Here is a 20,012-nt window from a genome sequence, read left to right on the forward strand (position 1 = left end):
GCTTGAACCCGACCAGATCTTAACGGAAGCAATCGTAAAGACAGTTTTTCAGGTTCTAGTCTCCTTATAAAAATGAATAAAAATACAAAAGTTTTAGCTTTAAAATACAGACCTCAGACATTTGATGATCTTATAGGTCAAAATGTTGTTGCTGAAACAATATCTAATTCAATTAAAGCAAATAAAGTCCCTAATGCCTATCTTTTTACTGGAATTAGAGGAATTGGAAAAACTACTACAGCAAGAATAGTAGCAAAATCTTTAAATTGCTCCAATGGTATCGATAAACTTTGTAAAGATGATCTTTGTGAAAATTGTACAGCTATTTCGAATTCAAATCATATTGATGTATTAGAAATGGATGCAGCGAGTAAAACTGGTGTTGACGACGTAAGAGATCTTATTGAATTTTCTAGATATGGCCCAACTACAGCTAAATATAAAATATTTATTATTGATGAAGTTCATATGCTTAGTAAACAGGCGTTTAATGCATTGTTAAAAACTTTAGAGGAACCACCTGAGTATTTAAAATTTATTTTTGCAACTACAGAAATAAAAAAAATTCCAATTACTGTAGTTTCTCGTTGTCAAAGATTTGATTTATCTAGAATTAAGTCTTTAGAATTACTTGATTTTATAAAAAAGATTAAAGATAAGGAGAATGGCAATGTATCTGATGATGCACTTAAGTTAATTATAAAGATTTCAGAAGGATCTGTTAGAGACGCTTTATCATTACTTGATAGAGCATTGCTTACATTAGATAAAGAAAAGACGCTAGATTTAGCTTCTGCACAAAAAATATTTGGTTATTTTGATAAATCTCAATTAATTAGTTTATTTGATCTTATTTTTGAAGGTAAAGAAACAGAAGTTTTAAAAACTTATAGAAAAATTTACAATCAAGGAGTTGAGCCTAAAATTTTTATAAATGATTTTTTAGAGCTTTTATATTATTTTAAAAATATTGAGTCATTAAATATTGATGGTACAAATTTTTCATTAAATGATGAGGAATTTGATAGAATTAAGAAAATTTCTGAAAAGGTTAACAATAAAACTTTAATATTATTTTGGCAGTTTACTATTAAGGCATTAGAGGAGTTTGATATTGTTTCTAATCAACATTTATCAATGGAAATGTTCTTGATTAGATTGATTCATTTAAAAGATATTACGAACACTTCAGATACAAACTATGAAAACTCACACCTGACAAATGAAGAGATTAACCAAACATCCCTTTCACAAAAAAAAGATGGTGATGATTTGTTTGGAATAAAAGATAAGGCTGAAACAATTGGTCAAATGAAAAATATTGCTCAAGAGGAAGATATAACATTGAAAGATGATAAGGAATTTGAAACACAGATTAGTCCAATAAGTTCTTTTGATGATTTATTAAAAATATGCTCTTCTAAAAAAGAAATTAAATTAAAATATCAGTTAGAAAAAAATGTAAATCTTGTTAGTTTTGAAGATCAAAGAATCGAAATTTCATTTAATGAAGATTTAGATAAAGACTTCATCAAGGATTTATCTTTAAAACTTTATGAATGGACAAATAATAGGTGGATAATAACACTAAGTAAAACTAAAGGTCAGCCATCTAAAAAACAAATAGAAGCAAACTTAAGAAAGGAATTGCTAGAAAATACAAAAAATTCCTCAATTTATAAAAGTATTTTAAAAAGTTTTCCAGATGCTGAACTAGTTGATGTTAAAATTAATGTGAAAGAAGTTAAAAATGACTGATTTTACAAAAATTTTAGATAAAGCCAAAGAATTAGAATCTAAAATGAAAGAAAGTCAGGAAAAGATTAAAAATATTCAGGTTACGGGAACATCAGGCTCCAACTCTATAAAAGTTACACTAAATGGTGATAACGAAATGATTAAGATAAGTTTATCAGATGCGGTAATAAAAGAAGACAAGGTGATAATAGAGGACCTAATAGTGGCAGCTCATAATAATGCAAAATCTGAACTAAAATCAAAAACAACTGAAGAAATTTCAAAGTCTACAAGTGGGCTTGGTATTCCTGGTTTTAAATGGCCACTTTAATCAGATGCAAAATATTAATGAAATAGAAGAATTAATAAAATTAATTGCTAAGCTTCCAGGACTAGGCCCAAAGTCTGCCAAAAGAATTGTATTGAAACTTATTAACAATAGGGATGAATTAGTTAAGCCGATGGCTAATATTTTAGCTCAAGTTTATAAAAATGTTATTAGGTGTCAATCTTGTGGTACTTTAAAATCTAATTCTTTAGGCTGTAATAATTGTGAAAATACAAAAGAAAAATACAATAAAATATGTGTTGTTGAAGATATAGCAGACCAGTGGTCTATAGAAAATTCAAATATTTATAAAGGATACTTTCATATATTAGGTGGAACAATTTCATCTGCTGGTCAAAGGAAAGAGGATCTCTTAATTAATTCACTAGTTGAGAGAGTTGTTAGAGAAAATATTGAAGAGGTTATTTTAGCAACAAGTGCAACTGTTGAAGGCCAAACTACAGCCTATTATATTCAAGATAGTCTTAAAAAAACAAGCGCAAAAATCTCAAAACTTGCGCAAGGCTTACCTGTTGGTGGTGAAATAGAAAGTCTTGACGATGGGACTTTATATTCAGCTTTTAAAAATAGAACTGGAATTAAAACTAATTCTGACTAGATTTTTTTAGCAATCTATTAAAATGTAATAATGGCTCTGTATAACCAGAGGGTTGTTCTTTACCTTTAAAGATTAAATCACAAGCCGTCTTGAAAGCAATTGATTGTTCAAAATTTTCAGACATCATCTCGTAGCTTCCTCTTCCAGAACGAGAATAAGCGCCATCATTTTTATTTTGATCATCAACAATTTTTGCCATTTTTTTCATTATTTCCATAACTTGTGATTTTGTACAAATATCATGGTGTATCCAATTGGCAATATGCTGAGATGAAATTCTTAAAGTAGCTCTATCTTCCATTAAACCAATATTATTAATATCAGGTACTTTTGAACAGCCAACTCCATGATCTATCCATCTTACAACATACCCTAAGAGAGTTTGTGCAGAATTAGAAATTTCAGAATTAATTTCTTCCATTGACCAGTTAGGTCTATTTGCAATTGGTAACGTTAATAAATCATCAAGTTTTGCCGAATCTCTTCTTTGAATTTCTTTTTGTTTATCAAATATATTAACTTCATGATAATGAAGGGAGTGAAGTGCAGCAGCAGTTGGTGACGGCACCCAAGCACAATTTGCTCCAGCTCTTAGGTGACTAGTTTTTTGTTCCATCATTTCAGTCATTTTATCAGGCATCGCCCACATTCCTTTGCCAATTTGAGCTTTACCGGAAAAACCACATTGAAGACCAATATCAACATTATTATTTTCATATGCAGTAATCCATTTAGAGGACTTCATGTCTCCTTTTTTAATCATTGGACCAGCCTCCATTGAAGTATGTATTTCGTCTCCAGTACGATCCAAAAATCCTGTATTAATAAAAAATACTCTATTTTCTAATGTCCTAATACATTCTTTTAAATTTGAAGAAGTTCTTCGTTCCTCATCCATTATTCCAATTTTACAGGTATATTTTTCTAGCTCCAAAACTTCTTCGACTCTAGAAAAAATTAAATCAGTAAATGTAGTTTCATCTGGTCCATGCATTTTTGGTTTAACAATATAAATTGATCCAGTTCTAGAATTTCCCTTCTTCTTCAAGTCATGAAGACATGCGGCAGACGTAATAAATGCATCCATTATCCCCTCAGGTATTTGAGAGCCATCTTTTAAAATAATCGCAGAGTTAGTCATTAGATGGCCTACATTTCTTATTAATAATAAACTTCTTCCATGTAGCTTTAACCCCATGCCATCTTTAGAAATATAACTTCTGTTAGGATTTAATTTACGCTCAAAAATTTTACCATTTTTTTCAAATTTAGACTTTAAATCACCTTTCATAAGACCAAGCCAATTACGATAACAAATAACTTTATCTTCAGAGTCAACTGCTGCAACGCTATCTTCATTGTCACATATAGTTGAAACTGCAGCTTCAACAATAATGTCACTTATACCAGCAGGATCTTGTACTGCACTAAATGCTTTTGGGTTTATTATTATTTCTATATGTAAATTATTATTCTTAAGAATGATGGCGCTAGGATTGTCTGCTTCACCTCTATGACCTATAAATTTATTCTTATCTTTTAATTTTGTTTTTTGTTTATCTTTACAAATGATAAGTGAACCATCTTCTATTTTAAAAGTAGTTATATTTGCCCATCCAAGAATTATGTTCTCTAAAGGAAAATATCTTTCTAAAAAGTTTCTTCCATATCTTATGACCATTTCACCTCTTAAGGGATCATATCTCTGTGCAGTACTATCTTCAGATTGTTCAATTACATCTGTACCATATAAACTATCATATAAACTCATCCATCTTGCATTAGCTGCATTAAGTGCATACCTTTCATTCATAATGGGAACGACTAATTGTGGTCCAGCAATACTAGCTATCTCTTCGTCAATATTTTTTGTTTTAATCTTAAAATCAGGACCAACTTCTTTTAAGTAGCCAATTTCCTGTAAAAATTTTTTGTATTTTTCTGGATTAATTTCATTACCTCTATTGGCAATATGCCAATCATCCATCTTTTTTTGTAAAGCTCCTCTTATCTCTAAAAGTTTTTTATTTTTTGGAGCTAATTCATGAACTACTTTATCGAAACCTTTCCAAAATTTTTCTGAAGAGATATTTGTATTTTTAAGTAATTCATTGTTCACAAAGTCAAACAATTTATTAGAAACTGATAGATTATATATTTTTGTATATTGTTCTTTCATAGCACTCATTTTACCCCATCTGTATGTTTGCCTGAGAGTTTTTGCTCCATCGGCGAGATTAAATCTCTTTCCAGAGTGTTATGTTTATTATCGGTCCTTTTGCCTGAGAGTTTCCGGGGTGGTTGCTCCTTCGGCGCTAATATATTTAGTCTCTCCCGATAAGAGTGAAGATTACTTGTTAATACTATTAAGTCAAATATTAATTATTTAAAACATTTTATTGCCTTTTTTGTGAATTAATTAATAATTAAAACTATTCTTATGAAAAATTATTTAAATTTCGAAACTGATATTAAAAATTTAGAAGCTGAAATAGAAAAACTAAAAGATCCATACAATCAGGATGGACTTTCAGAGGTAGATACAAAAAAAATTTCTGAATCTCAAGAAGAGATAGATAACAAGCTAAAAGAAATTTATTCTAACCTTGACCCATGGCAAACAACGTTAGTCGCAAGACATGAAGATAGACCTAAAGCTAAGTTTTTTATAGACAATTTATTTGAAGATTTTATTCCACTGTCTGGAGATAGGTTTTATGGAGAAGATAAATCTGTTCTAGCTGGGTTTGCAAAATTTAATGAAAAATCAATTTTAGTTATAGGTCAAGAAAAGGGTGATAGCCTCGAAACTAGAATTGAAAGAAATTTTGGGATGATGAGACCCGAGGGTTATAGAAAAACTATTAGATTGATGAAACTCGCTAATAAATTTAATATTCCAGTAATTTCTTTTATAGATACCCCAGGTGCATACCCAGGCGTTGGCGCCGAGGAAAGAGGTCAAGCTGAAGCAATTGCAAAATCAATAGAATGTTGCATGTCATTAAGTGTTCCAACCTTAGCAATTGTTATTGGAGAAGGTGGCTCTGGTGGAGCAATAGCATTAGCATCATCCAATAAAGTTGTTATGTTAGAAAATGCAATTTACTCTGTAATTTCTCCTGAAGGATGTGCAACAATCTTATGGAGAGATCCAAAAAGAACACTTGATGCTGCAAAAGCAATGAAATTATCCTCAAAAAATCTTCTAGAATTAAAAGTAATTGATGAGATTATTCCAGAACCAATTGGTGGAGCTCATAGAGATAGAGATTTAATTTTAGTAAACATAAGAAAATCTATTGAAAGCAACCTAAATGAATTCTCCAATATGAGTAGAGACGAAGTTTTGAATCATAGAAAAAATAAATTTCTAACTATTGGAAGATCAAAAGGATTTATTAGTCAATTAGATGACTTGAGTGCACTAAGTATGAAAAAAAATAAGGTTAATGAGTTTATTGAAAGCTTTTTTAAATCAAAAATCAATTTAGGAGCTTCTCTCATAGCGTTGGTTTTGCTAAGTTATTTAATATTTTTTTTATAGAGCTCCACAGCATTTTTTATATTTCTTACCAGATCCACAAAAGCAAGGTTCATTTCTACTCATTTTTTTCCCAATATATTTTGGATCAATCACAGGTGGTTTATAAACCTCTTTTTCTTGAGGAGCCTCTTGAACTATTTTTAAATTAATTAAAATTGTTACAAAGTCAATTTTTAGTTTATTTAATAAATTTTCAAAAAGATGAAAGGCTTCTTTTTTATACTCAACTAATGGATCTCTTTGACCATAAGATCTAAGTCCAATAACTTGTCTTAATTGTTCAAGGTATTGTATATGAGACTTCCAGTTTAAATCAATACTTTGAAGAAAAATTCTTTTTTCAACTTCTCTTGCCTTTTCTTCACCGAGCATTTTAATTCTCTCATTTCTTGATTCTAAAAATTTAGATTTAACTTTTTCTTTAAAGTCTTGGTCTTTTAAGTTAGTTAAATTTGCAAACTCACTTTCATCTACACTTTTTCCAAGTAAAATTTTTAATTGATTACTAAATTCATTATTTTTAATTTTTGATAACTTTTGAGCTTTCAAGCTAACTAGATGACCTATAATTTCTGATAAAAATTCATTAGAATAATCAAAAACTTTTTCACTATTCATTACAGCGTTTCTTTGAGAAAATATTACATGCCTTTGATCATTTAAAACATCATCAAATTTAAGTAAATTTTTTCTTATATCAAAGTTTCTTGCCTCAACTTTTTGTTGAGCTCTTTCAAGGGCTTTATTAATCCAAGGATGATCAATACTTTCCCCATCTTTTAAGCCAAGTTTTTGTAAGATGTTATTCATAGACTCTGAGCCAAAAATTCTCATCAAATCATCCTCTAAACTAACATAAAAGATTGAACTTCCTTCATCACCTTGACGTCCAGCCCTTCCTCTTGCTTGGTTGTCAACTCTTCTAGATTCCATTCGTTCAGTACCAATCACATACAATCCACCCAATGATTTTATCTTATTCTTGTTTACTAAAAGTTCTTCATCAGGCTGACTTCCTTTTTTTCCACCTAGCTGAATATCAACTCCTCTTCCTGAAATACTTGTAGTAATTATAACTGAGTTCTTTTTTCCTGCATTTGCAATGATTTCAGCTTCATTTTCATGATTTTTTGCATTTAAAACAACATGTTTTATTTTCTCTTCATTTAGTAATTTTGAATAAATTTCAGATTTATTAATACTTGAAGTAAAAACTAAAATTGGCTGATTTTGTTTGTGGCATTCAATAACTTTTTTGATGATAGCTTTATTTTTTTCTATTTCCGTTCTAAAAATTTGATCATTCCAATCTTTTCTAATCATATTTTTATTAGTAGGAATGATAACAACAATTAAATTATATATTTCATAAAATTCTTGAGATTCTGTTGCGGCAGTTCCAGTACATCCAGAAATTTTATCGTAAAGTTTGAAGTAATTTTGATAAGTTATAGATGCAAGTGTTTGATTTTCAGGTTGTACCTCTATTCTTTCTTTTGCTTCAAGAGCCTGGTGAAGACCATCTCCAAACCTTCTTCCTTCTAAGATTCTTCCAGTAAGTTCGTCGATAATTTTTAATGTTCCATCTTTGACTATGTAGTCTCTACCTTTTTCAAATAAATGATTAGCTTTTAATGACTGATTCACATGATGAACCAAACTCAAGTTTTCAGGATCATAAAAATTATTATTTTTTAAAATTCCTGCATTAGAAAACATTTCTTCCACATTATTTATTCCATCATTTGTAAGTAAAATATTTTTATCTTTTTCATCAATTTCATAATGTTTAGGTATTAGTCTTCTGGTTAACTTATCGATTGCAAGGTATTGTTCTGTTTTATCTTCGGCGGCTCCTGAGATTACCAATGGAGTTCTAGCCTCGTCTATTAAACAAGAATCTATTTCATCTACAATAGTGTAAACATGTCCCCTTTGAACCATTTGGTCATTAGAGTGTTTCATATTATCTCTTAAATAATCAAACCCTAGTTCACTGTTAGTTGCATATGTAATATCAAAATTATAATTTTGTTTTCTTTCAAAATCATCCTGACTATTATTTATATAACCAGAGGTTAATCCTAAAAATTTATAAATTTCTCCCATTTCTTGAGAATCTCTTTTAGCTAAGTAGTCATTAACAGTAACAATATGAACACCTTTACCGCGTAGAGCATTTAAGTAGGCTGCAAGACTTATGGTTAGAGTCTTACCTTCTCCAGTTTTCATTTCTGCAATTTTTCCCTGATGCAGAACGATACCTCCCACTATTTGAACATCGAAATGTCTTTCATTTCTAGTTCTTTTAGAAGCTTCTCTTACAAGCGCAAAAGCCTCGGGTAACAAGTCATTAATATTTTTGCCTTCATTGAGTTTTTTTTTAAGTTCTAATGTTTTTTTAGGAAAATCGTTATCTGAAATATCTTGAACGATACCCTCAAAAGAGTTAACTTTTTCAACAATCTTAGCGATTTTGTCTAACTCTTTTTGATTACTTGATTTAACGAATTTTGAGAAAAAATTTAAAGGATTAAGCATCTAGTTTTTTTGGTATATAATTAATTACAGCTTTTAATATAAGTATTAAATAAATAATTTAAATAGATGCCAATAAACCTAAAAAACTTTGAAAATTCTCTAAATTTAAAGTCAAAAATGGGCGACTTCCAAGATTTAGATCATATTGATGGATTATCAATATCTACTGTTTGTGCAAATTTATACAATAAACCAAGAGATGACCTGGTTATGTTTTATTTTAGAGATGGAGCAAATTATGCTTCTGTATACACGCAGTCAAAAATTATATCAGAAAATATTAAATGGAATTTAAATATAAAAAGTAAAAAGATAAAATCTCTAATTGTTAATACTAGAAATGCTAATTCCTTCACAGGTTCTGATGGTTACGAAGGTTTAAAAGAAATAGCCCAAGAGGTTTCAGCCCAACTATCAAAAAAACAAATTGATGATGAGGATAAACCAAAAAAAATATCAAGTAACGAAATTCTCTTCGGATGTACTGGAACTATTGGAGAAAAATATCCAACAGAAAAAATTAGAAATAGTATTCCAGAATTAATTAAAAAGATAAAATATACACAAAATAAGCCTATCTGGATGAAGGCTGCACTTGGTATGATGACAACTGATTTAAAACCAAAACTTGCAATGGAAGAGTGTGAGATTAGTAATAAAAAAATTAAAATTTATGGAGTGGCAAAAGGATCGGGAATGATTTTCCCTAATATGGCAACTACTCTAGGATATGTCTTCACAGACGCAGATCTCTCAAATGATATTTTGAATAAATTACTTAAAAAAAATATTGAAACTACCTTTAATGCAATCACATGTGATGGAGACACTAGTACCAATGATATGGTTTCAATTTTTTCAACGGGAAAAGTTAATAATTTAGAAATAAAAAATATTACTGATAAAAGAATTAAATCTTTTGATGAAGCTTTGCACTCAGTGCTATTGAATTTGTCAAAAAGAATAGTTGCCGATGGTGAAGGGGCCAGTAAGTTTATTACAATTAGTGTTACAAAATCAAAGACAGAGAATGATGCAAAAAAAATTGCTTTTTCAATTGCTAACTCGCCATTAGTCAAAACTGCAATTGCTGGGCATGATCCTAACTGGGGAAGAATCATAATGGCCATAGGTAAAACAGATGTTGATATTGAGGTGAATAAACTATCTATTAAACTTGGACCTATAAAAATCATAGAAAAGGGTCAATTATCAAAAACATACATTGAGAACGATGCGGCAGTATATATGAGAGAAGAGACTAAAATTGACATATCTGTTGATCTCAACCTAGGGAAAAAAAATTTTACAGCATACACTATGGATCTAACTCAAAAATATATAGAGATTAATGCTGATTATAGAAGTTAATAGAACATTGAAATAAGTTTATTTATCATTAACTTATATATCATGATTAAATACAGGCTTGTTTGTAAAAATTGCGAGACTACATTTGATAGTTGGTTTGCTTCATCTAAAGAATATGAGAGGTTAAAAAAAAAAGATTTTCTTAACTGTCATATTTGTAATTCATTTGATGTAGAAAAAACCTTAATGTCACCAAATGTATTTAGCTCAAAAAATGACTCTAAAAATGCCCATCAAATAAAAAAATACAAACAAACAAAAGAAATAATATTAAAAAACCAAGAATTTATTAAAAAAAATTTTGAGAATGTAGGTAATAATTTTGCTTATGAGGCAAGATCTGCACATTATAAAAATAAAAAAATTTTAAAAGGGATTTATGGTACCGCAACAAAAAAAGATCTTAAAGAATTAAAAGAAGAAGGCATAAAGGTAGAAATAATACCCTGGATAGTAGATAGTACAAATTAATCTTTTTTTAATTTTAAAATATAATTAATAGAAGTGTCGTTACTAATTTTCCAACTATCATCTAATATATTAAACTTCATACCATTTAATTTTTTTAAAGATAAATTATTTTTTTTTGAAATCCTTATTAAATCATCTGGCCTAACAAATTTTTCCCAGTCGTGAGTTCCTATAGGTAGCCATTTTAAGATATATTCAGCCCCTATGATGGCAAACGCATAAGATTTTAAAGTTTTATTTAAAGTTGCAACAAACATTATACCATTTTTTTTAAGCAGTTTAGCACTTGCTTTAATAAAAAAATCTATATTTTCAACGTGTTCCACTATTTCCATGTTTAAAATTACATCAAATTTAATATTTGTTTTTAATTTTTCTGGTGATGCAACTTTATAGTTTATTTTAAGTTTATTTTTTTTTGCGTGAAATTTTGCGACTTCTATATTTTTTGCTGAGGCATCTATTCCATATACATTTGCACCCAGTCTGCACATGGGCTCAGATAATAATCCTCCACCACAACCAATATCTAGTAAGTTAATTTTTTTTAAAGGTTTATCTGGAGATTTAATATGGAAATCATTAATTATATTTTCTTTAATATATTTAATTCTTATAGGATTAAAATTATGCAAAGGCTTAAATTTACCGTTAGGATTCCACCATTCTTCAGCAATTTTTGAAAATTTTTCAATTTCTTTTTTATTTATTGAATTCATAATAGATAACTTGTGGACATAACAATTAAGATGTAATTTATCAATATTAATTAAACAAAATTATCAATGAAAATTGTCGTATTAAAATTTGGTGGAACTTCTGTAGGAAATATAGATAGAATTAAGAATGTAGCTAGGATTATAGCCACTTATAAAAAGAAAAAATTAGGAGTAATTGTAGTTTCTTCTGCAATGAGTGGAATTACCAATCAATTGATTAAAAAAACTAAAGAGTTGAGTAAAAATTTTGATGCAGCTGAATATGATGTTTTACTATCTACTGGTGAACAAGCGGCGTGTGCATTAATTGCAGGAAGACTTAAACATCTTGGATTTAAGTCTAGATCTTGGATGTCTTGGCAAGTGCCAATTATTACCGAAGGTTCATATAGTTCATCCAGAATTCACAAGATTAATAAAAATAAAATATCTAGTTTTATAAAATCGGGTGGAATTCCAATTATCACTGGCTTTCAAGGAATTAATTCTGAAAATAGAGTTACAACATTAGGCAGGGGAGGAACTGACGCTTCAGCAATAATGTTAGCAAAATTTTTTAATGCAGATGCGTGTGATATTTATACAGATGTAGACGGTGTATACACTACTGATCCAAGAAATCATTTAAAAGCAAAAAAGATCGATAAAATTTCTTATGATGAAATGCTTGAAATGGCATCTCTAGGGGCGAAGGTAATGCAGCCAACATCAGTACAGGATGCAAAATTAAACAATATAAGCTTCTCTGTTAAATCTTCATTTTTAAAAAAGAAAGGAACTTTAATAACAGATAATAAAAAAGCTTTTAGTGATCAAATTATAACAGGAATTACGTCAACTAAAAATGATGCAAAAATTACAATGATTGGTGTTAAAGATAAGCCTGGTGTTGCAGCTTCTATCTTTAAACCATTGTCACTAAACCAAATAAATGTAGATATGGTTGTTCAAAATATTTCATCAAATAGTAATGAAACAGACTTAACGTTTACTATTAAATCAGAAGATTTAAAAAAAACCGAAAAAATCATAAGGCAAAATAAAAAAATTTCTTTTAGAAAATTTTTACATGACAGCGATGTTTCTAAAGTGTCAATTATAGGAGTTGGAATGATTACTACACCTGGGATTACCTATAGAATGTTTCAAGCACTTGCGTCAAAAAAAATCAATATTATGGTTATTTCAACTTCTGAAATAAAAATTTCAGTTTTAATATCTATCAAGCATGTAAAAAAAGCTATAGTAGCCCTTCATAAAGAATTTAAATTAGACTAAATAATGAGCTTAAGACCATTTAGAGATATTCACAGAAAAAAAACAAAAGTTATTAATGTGGGTGATGTAAAAATAGGAGGAGACAATTCTATTTCTGTGCAATCAATGACGAATACATTAACGACAGATATACAAGCAACTATTAGACAAATTAATGATATTCATGAAGAGGGAGCTGATCTTGTCAGGGTTTCTTGTCCAGACGAAGAATCCTCTTTAGCACTTAAAGAAATCACTAAAAATGTTTCTATTCCAATAATTGCTGATATTCACTTTCATTACAAAAGAGCTATTGAAGCTGCTGAAAATGGTGCGAAATGTTTAAGGATTAATCCAGGCAACATAGGTGACAAATCAAAAATACACGATGTATTAAGTGCAGCCAAAAATAATGACTGTTCGATAAGAATAGGTGTAAACGCAGGTTCTCTTGAAAAAGATATTTTAGAAAAATATAAAGAGCCGTGTCCCGAAGCTTTAGTTGAAAGTGCGCAAAGGAATATTAAAATTCTTGAAGACCAAAATTTTTTTAATTTTAAAATTAGTGTCAAGTCTTCAGATGTCTTTTTATCTATGTCTGCATACCGTCAACTTTCAAAAGTGACAGATTACCCTTTGCATTTAGGCATTACAGAAGCAGGAAGCTTTATTTCAGGAAGCATTAAATCTTCAATAGGCTTAGGATCACTTTTAATGGACGGAATAGGTGATACAATAAGAATTTCATTATCAGATGATCCTGTAAAAGAAGTTAGAATAGGCAATGAAATATTAAAATCACTTAATTTAAGGAATAGAGGTGTACGAATTATATCTTGCCCATCTTGTGCAAGACAAGCCTTCCAAGTAATTGATACTGTCAAAACATTAGAAGAAAAACTTTCTCATATTAAAACTCCTTTAACTTTATCAATTATTGGATGTGTAGTTAACGGGCCTGGAGAAGCAGCAATGACTGACATAGGCATCACAGGAGGTGGAAAAGGAAGTAATATGCTTTATTTATCTGGCATTCAAAGTGAAAAAGTTTTATCAGAAGACATAATATCAAAAGTTGTAAGTGAAGTAGAAAAAAAAGCTGCTGAACTAGATAAAAAATCATAATGATACCTTTAAAAACTATTCAAGAATTAATATCTAAACACTCTTTACTAGAGAAAGAACTGTCAGTTGGTGATGTAGATAAAAAATTTTTTGCTGAAAAATCAAAGGAATATTCAGATTTAAACGATGTAATTGATGATGCTAAAAAATATTTTTCATACGAAGGAGAAAAAAAAGATTTAGAAAAAATTTTAGAAGATCCAGATAGTGATGATGAGTTTAGGGTAATGGCTGATAATGAATTAAAAGATCTCAAGCTAGAAAATGAAAAAATAGAAAAAAAATTAAAATTATTTCTATTACCCAAAGATGATGCTGATAAAAAAAATGCAATTATAGAGATACGAGCAGGTACTGGAGGTTTAGAGGCAAGCTTATTTGCCTCAGATCTTTTCAAAATGTATGAAAAAGTTAGTCATCAAAAAAAATGGGAACTAGAATTAATAAGCATGTCCCAGAGTGAGGCTGGTGGACTTAAAGAAGTCATTGCATCAATTAGGGGAAAAAATATTTACTCAACTTTAAAATATGAAAGTGGAGTTCATCGTGTTCAGAGAGTTCCTGATACAGAAACACAGGGAAGGATTCACACATCTGCTGCAACTGTAGCTGTTCTGCCAGAAGCAGAGGAGGTTGACATAAAAATAAATGACTCAGATTTAAGAATTGATGTTTTTAGAGCAGGAGGTCCAGGAGGACAGTCTGTAAACACAACTGATAGTGCTGTAAGAATTACCCATATTCCAACTGGATTATCTGTATCTCAGCAAGATCAAAAATCACAACATAAAAATAAAGCAAAAGGAATGCTGATTTTAAGGTCACGACTTTATGAACTGGAAAGATCAAGAATAGAGGGTGAAAGATCACAAGATAGAAAAAGTAAAATAGGAACTGGAGATCGCTCTGAAAGAATTAGAACGTATAACTTTCCACAAGGAAGGGTGACAGATCATCGTATTAATTTAACGCTACATAAGCTTGAAGCTTTTTTAGAAGGTGAGGCGTTTGATGAAATGGTAGAAAGCTTAACGCTACAAGCTCAAGAAGAAAAATTGAGCAATCTTAATTAAAATGAATATAGTAAATGTTTTAAGTGAGGGAATAAACATCTTACAAGAGAATAAAATATCAAATCCCCAACTTGATTGTGAGATACTATTATCTAGCTCAATTAAAAGAGATAAAAAATATATAATTTTAAACCCTAAAGAACTTGTTAATTCAGAACAATTAACAAAATTTAAAAGTTTAATTGAAAGGAGAAAAAAGGGAGAACCAATAGCTTACTTAACGAACAAAAAACAGTTTTGGAAGGATGAATTTTTTGTCAATAAAGATGTACTAATTCCAAGGCCTGATACTGAATTAATAATAGAACAAGTTTTAAAAATTTACTCCAAAGACGAACAATTACAAGTTCTAGATATTGGAACTGGATCTGGGTGTATCCTTTTATCCATTTTAAAAGAGAGACATAATTTTTATGGAACTGGTATAGATATCTCTAAAAAAAGCATAAATATAAGCAAATTCAATGCAAAACAACTTAGCTTAGTGAATAGAGTAAAATTTTTTAATTCTAGTGTTGACAATTTTAGAATTGGGAAATATGATCTAATTGTTTCAAACCCTCCTTATATTGAATTGTTAAATTTAAAATATTTGGAAAAAGATGTTGCTAATTTTGAACCAAAGTTAGCTTTAAGTGGTGGGCTTGATGGGTTTTCAAAAATCAGAAAAGTTATTAATAAAACAAAAACTCTGATTAAGAAAAATGGTAAATTTATTTTAGAGATTGGATTTAATCAAAAAAATAAAGTTATAAAAATATTAAAAGAAGAGGGTTTTTACATAAATAACTCCATAAAAGATTATGGAAATAACGATCGCTGCATAGTCAGCACTAAAATTTAATTAAAAGATAAAAATATGGTGACATTTAGAAGTAATAACAACAATAATAGAAGACCTCCGTTCAGGAGCAATAATAATAGAAGACCTCCATTTAGAAGTAACAATGAAGGTTCAAAGTTTACTAATAATGATAATTTTCGAAGAAGCGTTCCAGGTAGAAATAATCATAATGCGGTAAAACTAATAGAAAAGTATAATGATTTAGCTAGAGAAGCCTTAGCAAATGAAGATAAGATTTTATCAGAAAACTATTTTCAGCATGCCGATCACTTTACCAGAGTTCAGAATGAGCAGGAAAGTATTAGGTTGGCAAGAGTTACTTCTTCTCCATCTACGACAGTAAAACCCGTTGAGGTTGAAGCCAATGAAAAAAAACCAACAATAATAGAAGCGGAAATAACAAAAAAAACTACTCCAGAATCATCAGTTAAAAAAGTTGTGAAAACTGTAGAAAAAAAAACTGCTGCAAGTTAATTTAAGCCAATAATTAATTCTGATTTTAAAACATCTAATTTAATTTTAGCTACTTCAAACTGTTTTCTTTCTTTATTTTTAAGAATTTTACCTGAGGGCAACTTTAATGTTTGTGAGTTAATTTTTTTTCCATTTTTAACTACCTCATAATGTAAATGTGGACCAGTAGATTTTCCTGTCGAGCCAACATACCCAATTATTTGCCCCTGCTTAACTCTTATCCCTTCTTTTATTCCAGCTGCAAAACTTTTCATGTGAGCATAAATTGTTTGATAAGTTGAATTGTGTTTTATTTTAATACAATTCCCACCACCACCACACCATCTGGCTCTTGTTATGATACCGCTACCAGACGCCATGATAGGAGTACCCATAGGTGCTGCAAAATCTGTTCCTTTATGCATTTTATTATAACCATCGATAGGATGTTTTCTCATTCCAAAAGCAGAGGAAAGTCTTGCTCCATTAATAGGTGTTTTCATTAATGCTTTTTTAACACTCCTGCCGTTTTCATCATAGTGTCCTTCACTTCCTTTTTTATCGAAATAATATAATGAGTTATTTGTTCCACTAAGTTTGAGATTTGCAAAAATAACATTTCCTGTTTCAAATATTTTGCCATTATCATCTTCAAACACTTCGTACATAATTTGAAAATTATCTTTTTTTCTAATATCTCTTTGAAAATCAACTTGAAAACCATAGATTCTTGCAAACTCTATAATTATATTTGGTTGAACATTTAGGTTAATCGCAGTTCCATATAAGCTTTGTGTAATCTTACCTTCTTTAAAAATAATTTTTTTATTTAAATTTGTAATAATTGTTTTTTTTTCAAAAAAATCTGTCTCTAGATTTCTAATTAATTGAATTTTTTCAGTTCTAGATATTGGAAATAAAAAAGAAATAATTTTTTTATTGTTTGATTGATCGATTGTAAACTTTATATCAAGATTGGTTTTAAGATTATTTAAATTATAATCTGAATTTATAATTTTTTTTATTTCTAAAATTTCTTCATTTGGAATAGAATAGTTATTTAATATTTTATCAAATGTTTCACCATTAGAAATTTTATGGTCTATACTTTTATATCTTGGCACTAAATGATTAAAAACTTGGTTAATACTTTTTTGAAAGTAGATATTATTTATTACTTCTTTATAATTTTTATTAATCGATATTTTTTTATTGTTGTAAAATGTGGTGCTAGTAATAGTAATTAATAGCAACAGTATGAGAAAAGAGATTTCGGCATTTTTCTTAATCAATTTTATTATTTTATTTGAAGTAAATATCATCTGGAATTTCCAATTATTAATTTAGTAATGCATAAAAATCAAAAAAAACCGTATATATATTGAGATATTTGTTCATTTATTTAAATGCTAAATGCTTGATTTACTTTTATTTTAGCTTATAAGCACCACACTTTCTCATTAAAATTATTGTTTAAACAATAGATTAGTGAGGATTATTGGGCGTTTTATAACCAATTAGCTATTTAAAAAGTAAAAATTTAAGAAGAGAAGTGTGGACGGTTAAGGTTACCAAAATTTGTCGTACACACTTCAAAATCGTATGGATTGTATTCTTACAATTTATATATGAAGCTAGTGTGCGCCGTTTTTTAACTTGAGAGTTTGATCATGGCTCAGAACGTACGCTGGCGGCACGCCTAACACATGCAAGTCGAACGAAGTAGCAATACTTAGTGGCAGACGGGTGAGTAACATGTGGGTATCTACCCTTTGGCCTGGAATAACACGAGGAAACTTGTGCTAATACCGGATAAGTCTTTACGGAGAAAGCTTTATGCACCATTGGATGAGCCCGCACTTGATTAGTTTGTTGGTAGGGTAATGGCCTACCAAGACTATGATCAATAGCTGATTTGAGAGGATGATCAGCCACATTGGGACTGAGACACGGCCCAAACTCCTACGGGAGGCAGCAGTGGGGAATCTTGCACAATGGAGGAAACTCTGATGCAGCGATGCCGCGTGAGTGAAGAAGGCCTTTGGGTTGTAAAGCTCTTTCGTCGGGGAAGAAAATGACTGTACCCGAATAAGAAGGTCCGGCTAACTTCGTGCCAGCAGCCGCGGTAATACGAAGGGACCTAGCGTAGTTCGGAATTACTGGGCTTAAAGAGTTCGTAGGTGGTTGAAAAAGTTGGTGGTGAAATCCCAGAGCTTAACTCTGGAACTGCCATCAAAACTTTTCAGCTAGAGTATGATAGAGGAAAGCAGAATTTCTAGTGTAGAGGTGAAATTCGTAGATATTAGAAAGAATACCAACTGCGAAGGCAGCTTTCTGGATCATTACTGACACTGAGGAACGAAAGCATGGGTAGCGAAGAGGATTAGATACCCTCGTAGTCCATGCCGTAAACGATGTGTGTTAGACGTTGGAAATTTATTTTCAGTGTCGCAGGGAAACCGATAAACACACCGCCTGGGGAGTACGACCGCAAGGTTAAAACTCAAATGAATTGACGGGGACCCGCACAAGTAGTGGAGCATGTGGTTTAATTCGAAGATACGCGCAGAACCTTACCAACACTTGACATGTTCGTCGCGACTCTAAGAGATTAGAGTTTTCGGTTCGGCCGGACGAAACACAGGTGCTGCATGGCTGTCGTCAGCTCGTGTCGTGAGATGTTGGGTTAAGTCCCGCAACGAGCGCAACCCTCACTTTTAGTTGCCATCATTAAGTTGGGCACTCTGAAAGAACTGCCAGTGATAAGCTGGAGGAAGGTGGGGATGACGTCAAGTCCTCATGGCCCTTACGTGTTGGGCTACACACGTGCTACAATGGCATCTACAACAGGAAGCAAAACGGCAACGTTAAGCAAATCCCGAAAAGATGCCTCAGTTCGGATTGCACTCTGCAACTCGAGTGCATGAAGCTGGAATTACTAGTAATCGTGGATCAGCGTGCCACGGTGAATGCGTTCCCGGGTCTTGTACACACCGCCCGTCACACCATGGGAGTTGGTTCTACCTTAAGGCAAGGTTTTAAACCCTTGACCACGGTATAGTCAGCGACTGGGGTGAAGTCGTAACAAGGTAGCCGTAGGGGAACCTGCGGCTGGATTACCTCCTTTCTAAGGATGAATGAAAGTAAAATTTCATTCTAAATAATATACATCGGTAATGTTGACCGTCCTCATTTCTCTTCTTAAAGTAATGTTTCCTTCTTGTAGGGCCGGTAGCTCAGTTGGTTAGAGCACACCGTTGATAACGGTGGGGTCGAAAGTTCGAGTCTTTCTCGGCCCACCAAAAACCTAAATGGGGGATTAGCTCATCTGGGAGAGCGCCTGATTTGCATTCAGGAGGTAGCAGGTTCGATCCCTGTATCCTCCACCAGGAAACATTTAGTTATTAAAACTGTAAATAAAAATAATTTATATCAATATCTATATCCGAACATTAAAAGTTATTATTTAATGTTCAAAATAAAAATTTGATCACAACATAGATTAATTTTCTTTAAAAAGAATTTTTTTCTGTGCATAAATCAAGCGTTTAAGGGCGTGTAGTGGATGCCTTGGCACTGAAAGCCGATGAAGGACGTGATATACTGCGATAAGTTTCGGGGAGCTGTATGTAAGCTTTGATCCGAAAATTTCCGAATGGGGAAACCCACCACTTTATGTGGTACTTTAAACTGAATACATAGGTTTAAAGAGACAACCTGGAGAACTGAAACATCTAAGTAACCAGAGGAAAAGAAATCAATTGAGATTCCGTTAGTAGTGGCGAGCGAACGCGGAGTAGGCCAGTAATTTTGTTAAAAAAATTTGAATAGTTTGGAAATGCTAACCATAGAGGGTGATAGTCCCGTATGAGTAATGTTTAACAAAATTCTTGAGTAAAGCGGGACACGAGAAATCCTGCTCGAATA

At 31.0% G+C, this 20,012-nt stretch carries 15 protein-coding genes, 2 tRNA genes, 2 rRNA genes and 1 riboswitch (1 of these 20 running past the window's edge); of the genes, 15 read left to right on the plus strand and 4 right to left on the minus strand.

Annotated elements, in window-relative coordinates:
- Positions 1-72 precede the first annotated feature (72 nt).
- The 3 genes from dnaX to recR are packed head-to-tail and all read left to right on the plus strand — an operon-like array spanning position 73 to position 2,684.
- Entirely contained in the window at positions 73-1,758 is a 1,686-nt protein-coding gene (dnaX, locus tag ABXT47_RS00520; protein ID WP_415308592.1) for a DNA polymerase III subunit gamma/tau, read from the plus strand.
- Positions 1,751-2,068: a YbaB/EbfC family nucleoid-associated protein gene (locus ABXT47_RS00525; protein WP_415308594.1), complete on the plus strand. Its 318-nt coding sequence runs from the start codon at positions 1,751-1,753 to the stop codon at positions 2,066-2,068. Before dnaX ends, ABXT47_RS00525 begins: the two co-directional genes overlap by 8 nt.
- Before the next feature lie 4 nt (positions 2,069-2,072).
- Positions 2,073-2,684, plus strand: a complete 612-nt coding sequence (recR, locus tag ABXT47_RS00530) for a recombination mediator RecR (RefSeq protein ID WP_415308596.1) — start codon at positions 2,073-2,075, stop codon at positions 2,682-2,684.
- Here the strand turns inward: recR and ABXT47_RS00535 are convergent.
- Positions 2,671-4,872, minus strand: coding sequence for a malate synthase G (locus ABXT47_RS00535; protein WP_415308598.1), 2,202 nt, complete (start codon positions 4,870-4,872; stop codon positions 2,671-2,673). The genes recR and ABXT47_RS00535 overlap by 14 nt on opposite strands.
- Before the next feature lie 72 nt (positions 4,873-4,944).
- Positions 4,945-5,031, minus strand: a riboswitch (glycine riboswitch).
- A gap of 93 nt (positions 5,032-5,124) precedes the next feature.
- Between ABXT47_RS00535 and ABXT47_RS00540 the strand changes: the two genes are divergently transcribed.
- Entirely contained in the window at positions 5,125-6,231 is a 1,107-nt protein-coding gene (locus tag ABXT47_RS00540) for an acetyl-CoA carboxylase carboxyltransferase subunit alpha (RefSeq protein ID WP_415308600.1), read from the plus strand.
- Here ABXT47_RS00540 and secA read toward each other — a convergent pair.
- A complete protein-coding gene (gene secA, locus ABXT47_RS00545; protein ID WP_415308602.1) occupies positions 6,226-8,772 on the minus strand; it encodes a preprotein translocase subunit SecA in 2,547 nt (848 codons plus the stop codon). The two genes, ABXT47_RS00540 and secA, sit on opposite strands and share 6 nt — an antisense overlap.
- 66 nt (positions 8,773-8,838) lie before the next feature.
- Between secA and argJ the strand changes: the two genes are divergently transcribed.
- Entirely contained in the window at positions 8,839-10,143 is a 1,305-nt protein-coding gene (argJ, locus tag ABXT47_RS00550; RefSeq protein ID WP_415308604.1) for a bifunctional glutamate N-acetyltransferase/amino-acid acetyltransferase ArgJ, read from the plus strand.
- Positions 10,144-10,185: 42 nt separating this feature from the next.
- Complete coding sequence (locus ABXT47_RS00555; RefSeq protein ID WP_415308606.1) at positions 10,186-10,614, plus strand: DUF1178 family protein; 429 nt, start codon at positions 10,186-10,188, stop codon at positions 10,612-10,614.
- Here ABXT47_RS00555 and ubiG read toward each other — a convergent pair.
- Entirely contained in the window at positions 10,611-11,333 is a 723-nt protein-coding gene (gene ubiG / locus ABXT47_RS00560; RefSeq protein WP_415308608.1) for a bifunctional 2-polyprenyl-6-hydroxyphenol methylase/3-demethylubiquinol 3-O-methyltransferase UbiG, read from the minus strand. The two genes, ABXT47_RS00555 and ubiG, sit on opposite strands and share 4 nt — an antisense overlap.
- A 66-nt stretch (positions 11,334-11,399) precedes the next feature.
- Here ubiG and ABXT47_RS00565 point away from each other — a divergent pair, with 66 nt between their 5' ends.
- The 5 genes from ABXT47_RS00565 to ABXT47_RS00585 are packed head-to-tail and all read left to right on the plus strand — an operon-like array spanning position 11,400 to position 16,106.
- Entirely contained in the window at positions 11,400-12,611 is a 1,212-nt protein-coding gene (locus ABXT47_RS00565; RefSeq protein WP_415308610.1) for an aspartate kinase, read from the plus strand.
- Between the two features lie 3 nt (positions 12,612-12,614).
- Complete coding sequence (gene ispG / locus ABXT47_RS00570; protein ID WP_415308612.1) at positions 12,615-13,715, plus strand: flavodoxin-dependent (E)-4-hydroxy-3-methylbut-2-enyl-diphosphate synthase; 1,101 nt, start codon at positions 12,615-12,617, stop codon at positions 13,713-13,715.
- Positions 13,715-14,788, plus strand: coding sequence for a peptide chain release factor 1 (gene prfA / locus ABXT47_RS00575; RefSeq protein WP_415308614.1), 1,074 nt, complete (start codon positions 13,715-13,717; stop codon positions 14,786-14,788). The genes ispG and prfA overlap by 1 nt, the downstream gene beginning before the upstream one ends.
- A gap of 1 nt (position 14,789) precedes the next feature.
- The gene (gene prmC, locus ABXT47_RS00580) at positions 14,790-15,632 is read left to right on the plus strand and encodes a peptide chain release factor N(5)-glutamine methyltransferase (RefSeq protein WP_415308616.1); all 843 of its coding nucleotides are present in this window, start codon (positions 14,790-14,792) and stop codon (positions 15,630-15,632) included.
- A gap of 15 nt (positions 15,633-15,647) precedes the next feature.
- Entirely contained in the window at positions 15,648-16,106 is a 459-nt protein-coding gene (locus tag ABXT47_RS00585) for a DUF4167 domain-containing protein (RefSeq protein WP_415308618.1), read from the plus strand.
- Here the strand turns inward: ABXT47_RS00585 and ABXT47_RS00590 are convergent.
- Positions 16,103-17,209: a peptidoglycan DD-metalloendopeptidase family protein gene (locus ABXT47_RS00590; protein WP_415308620.1), complete on the minus strand. Its 1,107-nt coding sequence runs from the start codon at positions 17,207-17,209 to the stop codon at positions 16,103-16,105. The two genes, ABXT47_RS00585 and ABXT47_RS00590, sit on opposite strands and share 4 nt — an antisense overlap.
- A gap of 528 nt (positions 17,210-17,737) precedes the next feature.
- Here ABXT47_RS00590 and ABXT47_RS00595 point away from each other — a divergent pair.
- The 4 genes from ABXT47_RS00595 to ABXT47_RS00610 all read left to right on the plus strand — a co-directional run.
- Positions 17,738-19,212: ribosomal RNA gene (locus ABXT47_RS00595) — 16S ribosomal RNA — on the plus strand.
- Between the two features lie 98 nt (positions 19,213-19,310).
- Positions 19,311-19,387: transfer RNA gene (locus ABXT47_RS00600), tRNA-Ile, on the plus strand.
- Positions 19,388-19,398: 11 nt separating this feature from the next.
- Positions 19,399-19,474 (plus strand) — tRNA-Ala (locus tag ABXT47_RS00605).
- A 149-nt stretch (positions 19,475-19,623) separates the two neighbouring features.
- A 23S ribosomal RNA gene (locus tag ABXT47_RS00610) occupies positions 19,624-20,012 on the plus strand; it runs 2,365 nt beyond the window's last position.
- Together the 16S and 23S rRNA genes with 2 tRNA genes alongside form the textbook arrangement of a ribosomal RNA operon.

The organism is Candidatus Pelagibacter sp. Uisw_099_02, assembly GCF_047727625.1.
Classification (GTDB): Bacteria; Pseudomonadota; Alphaproteobacteria; order Pelagibacterales; family Pelagibacteraceae; genus Pelagibacter.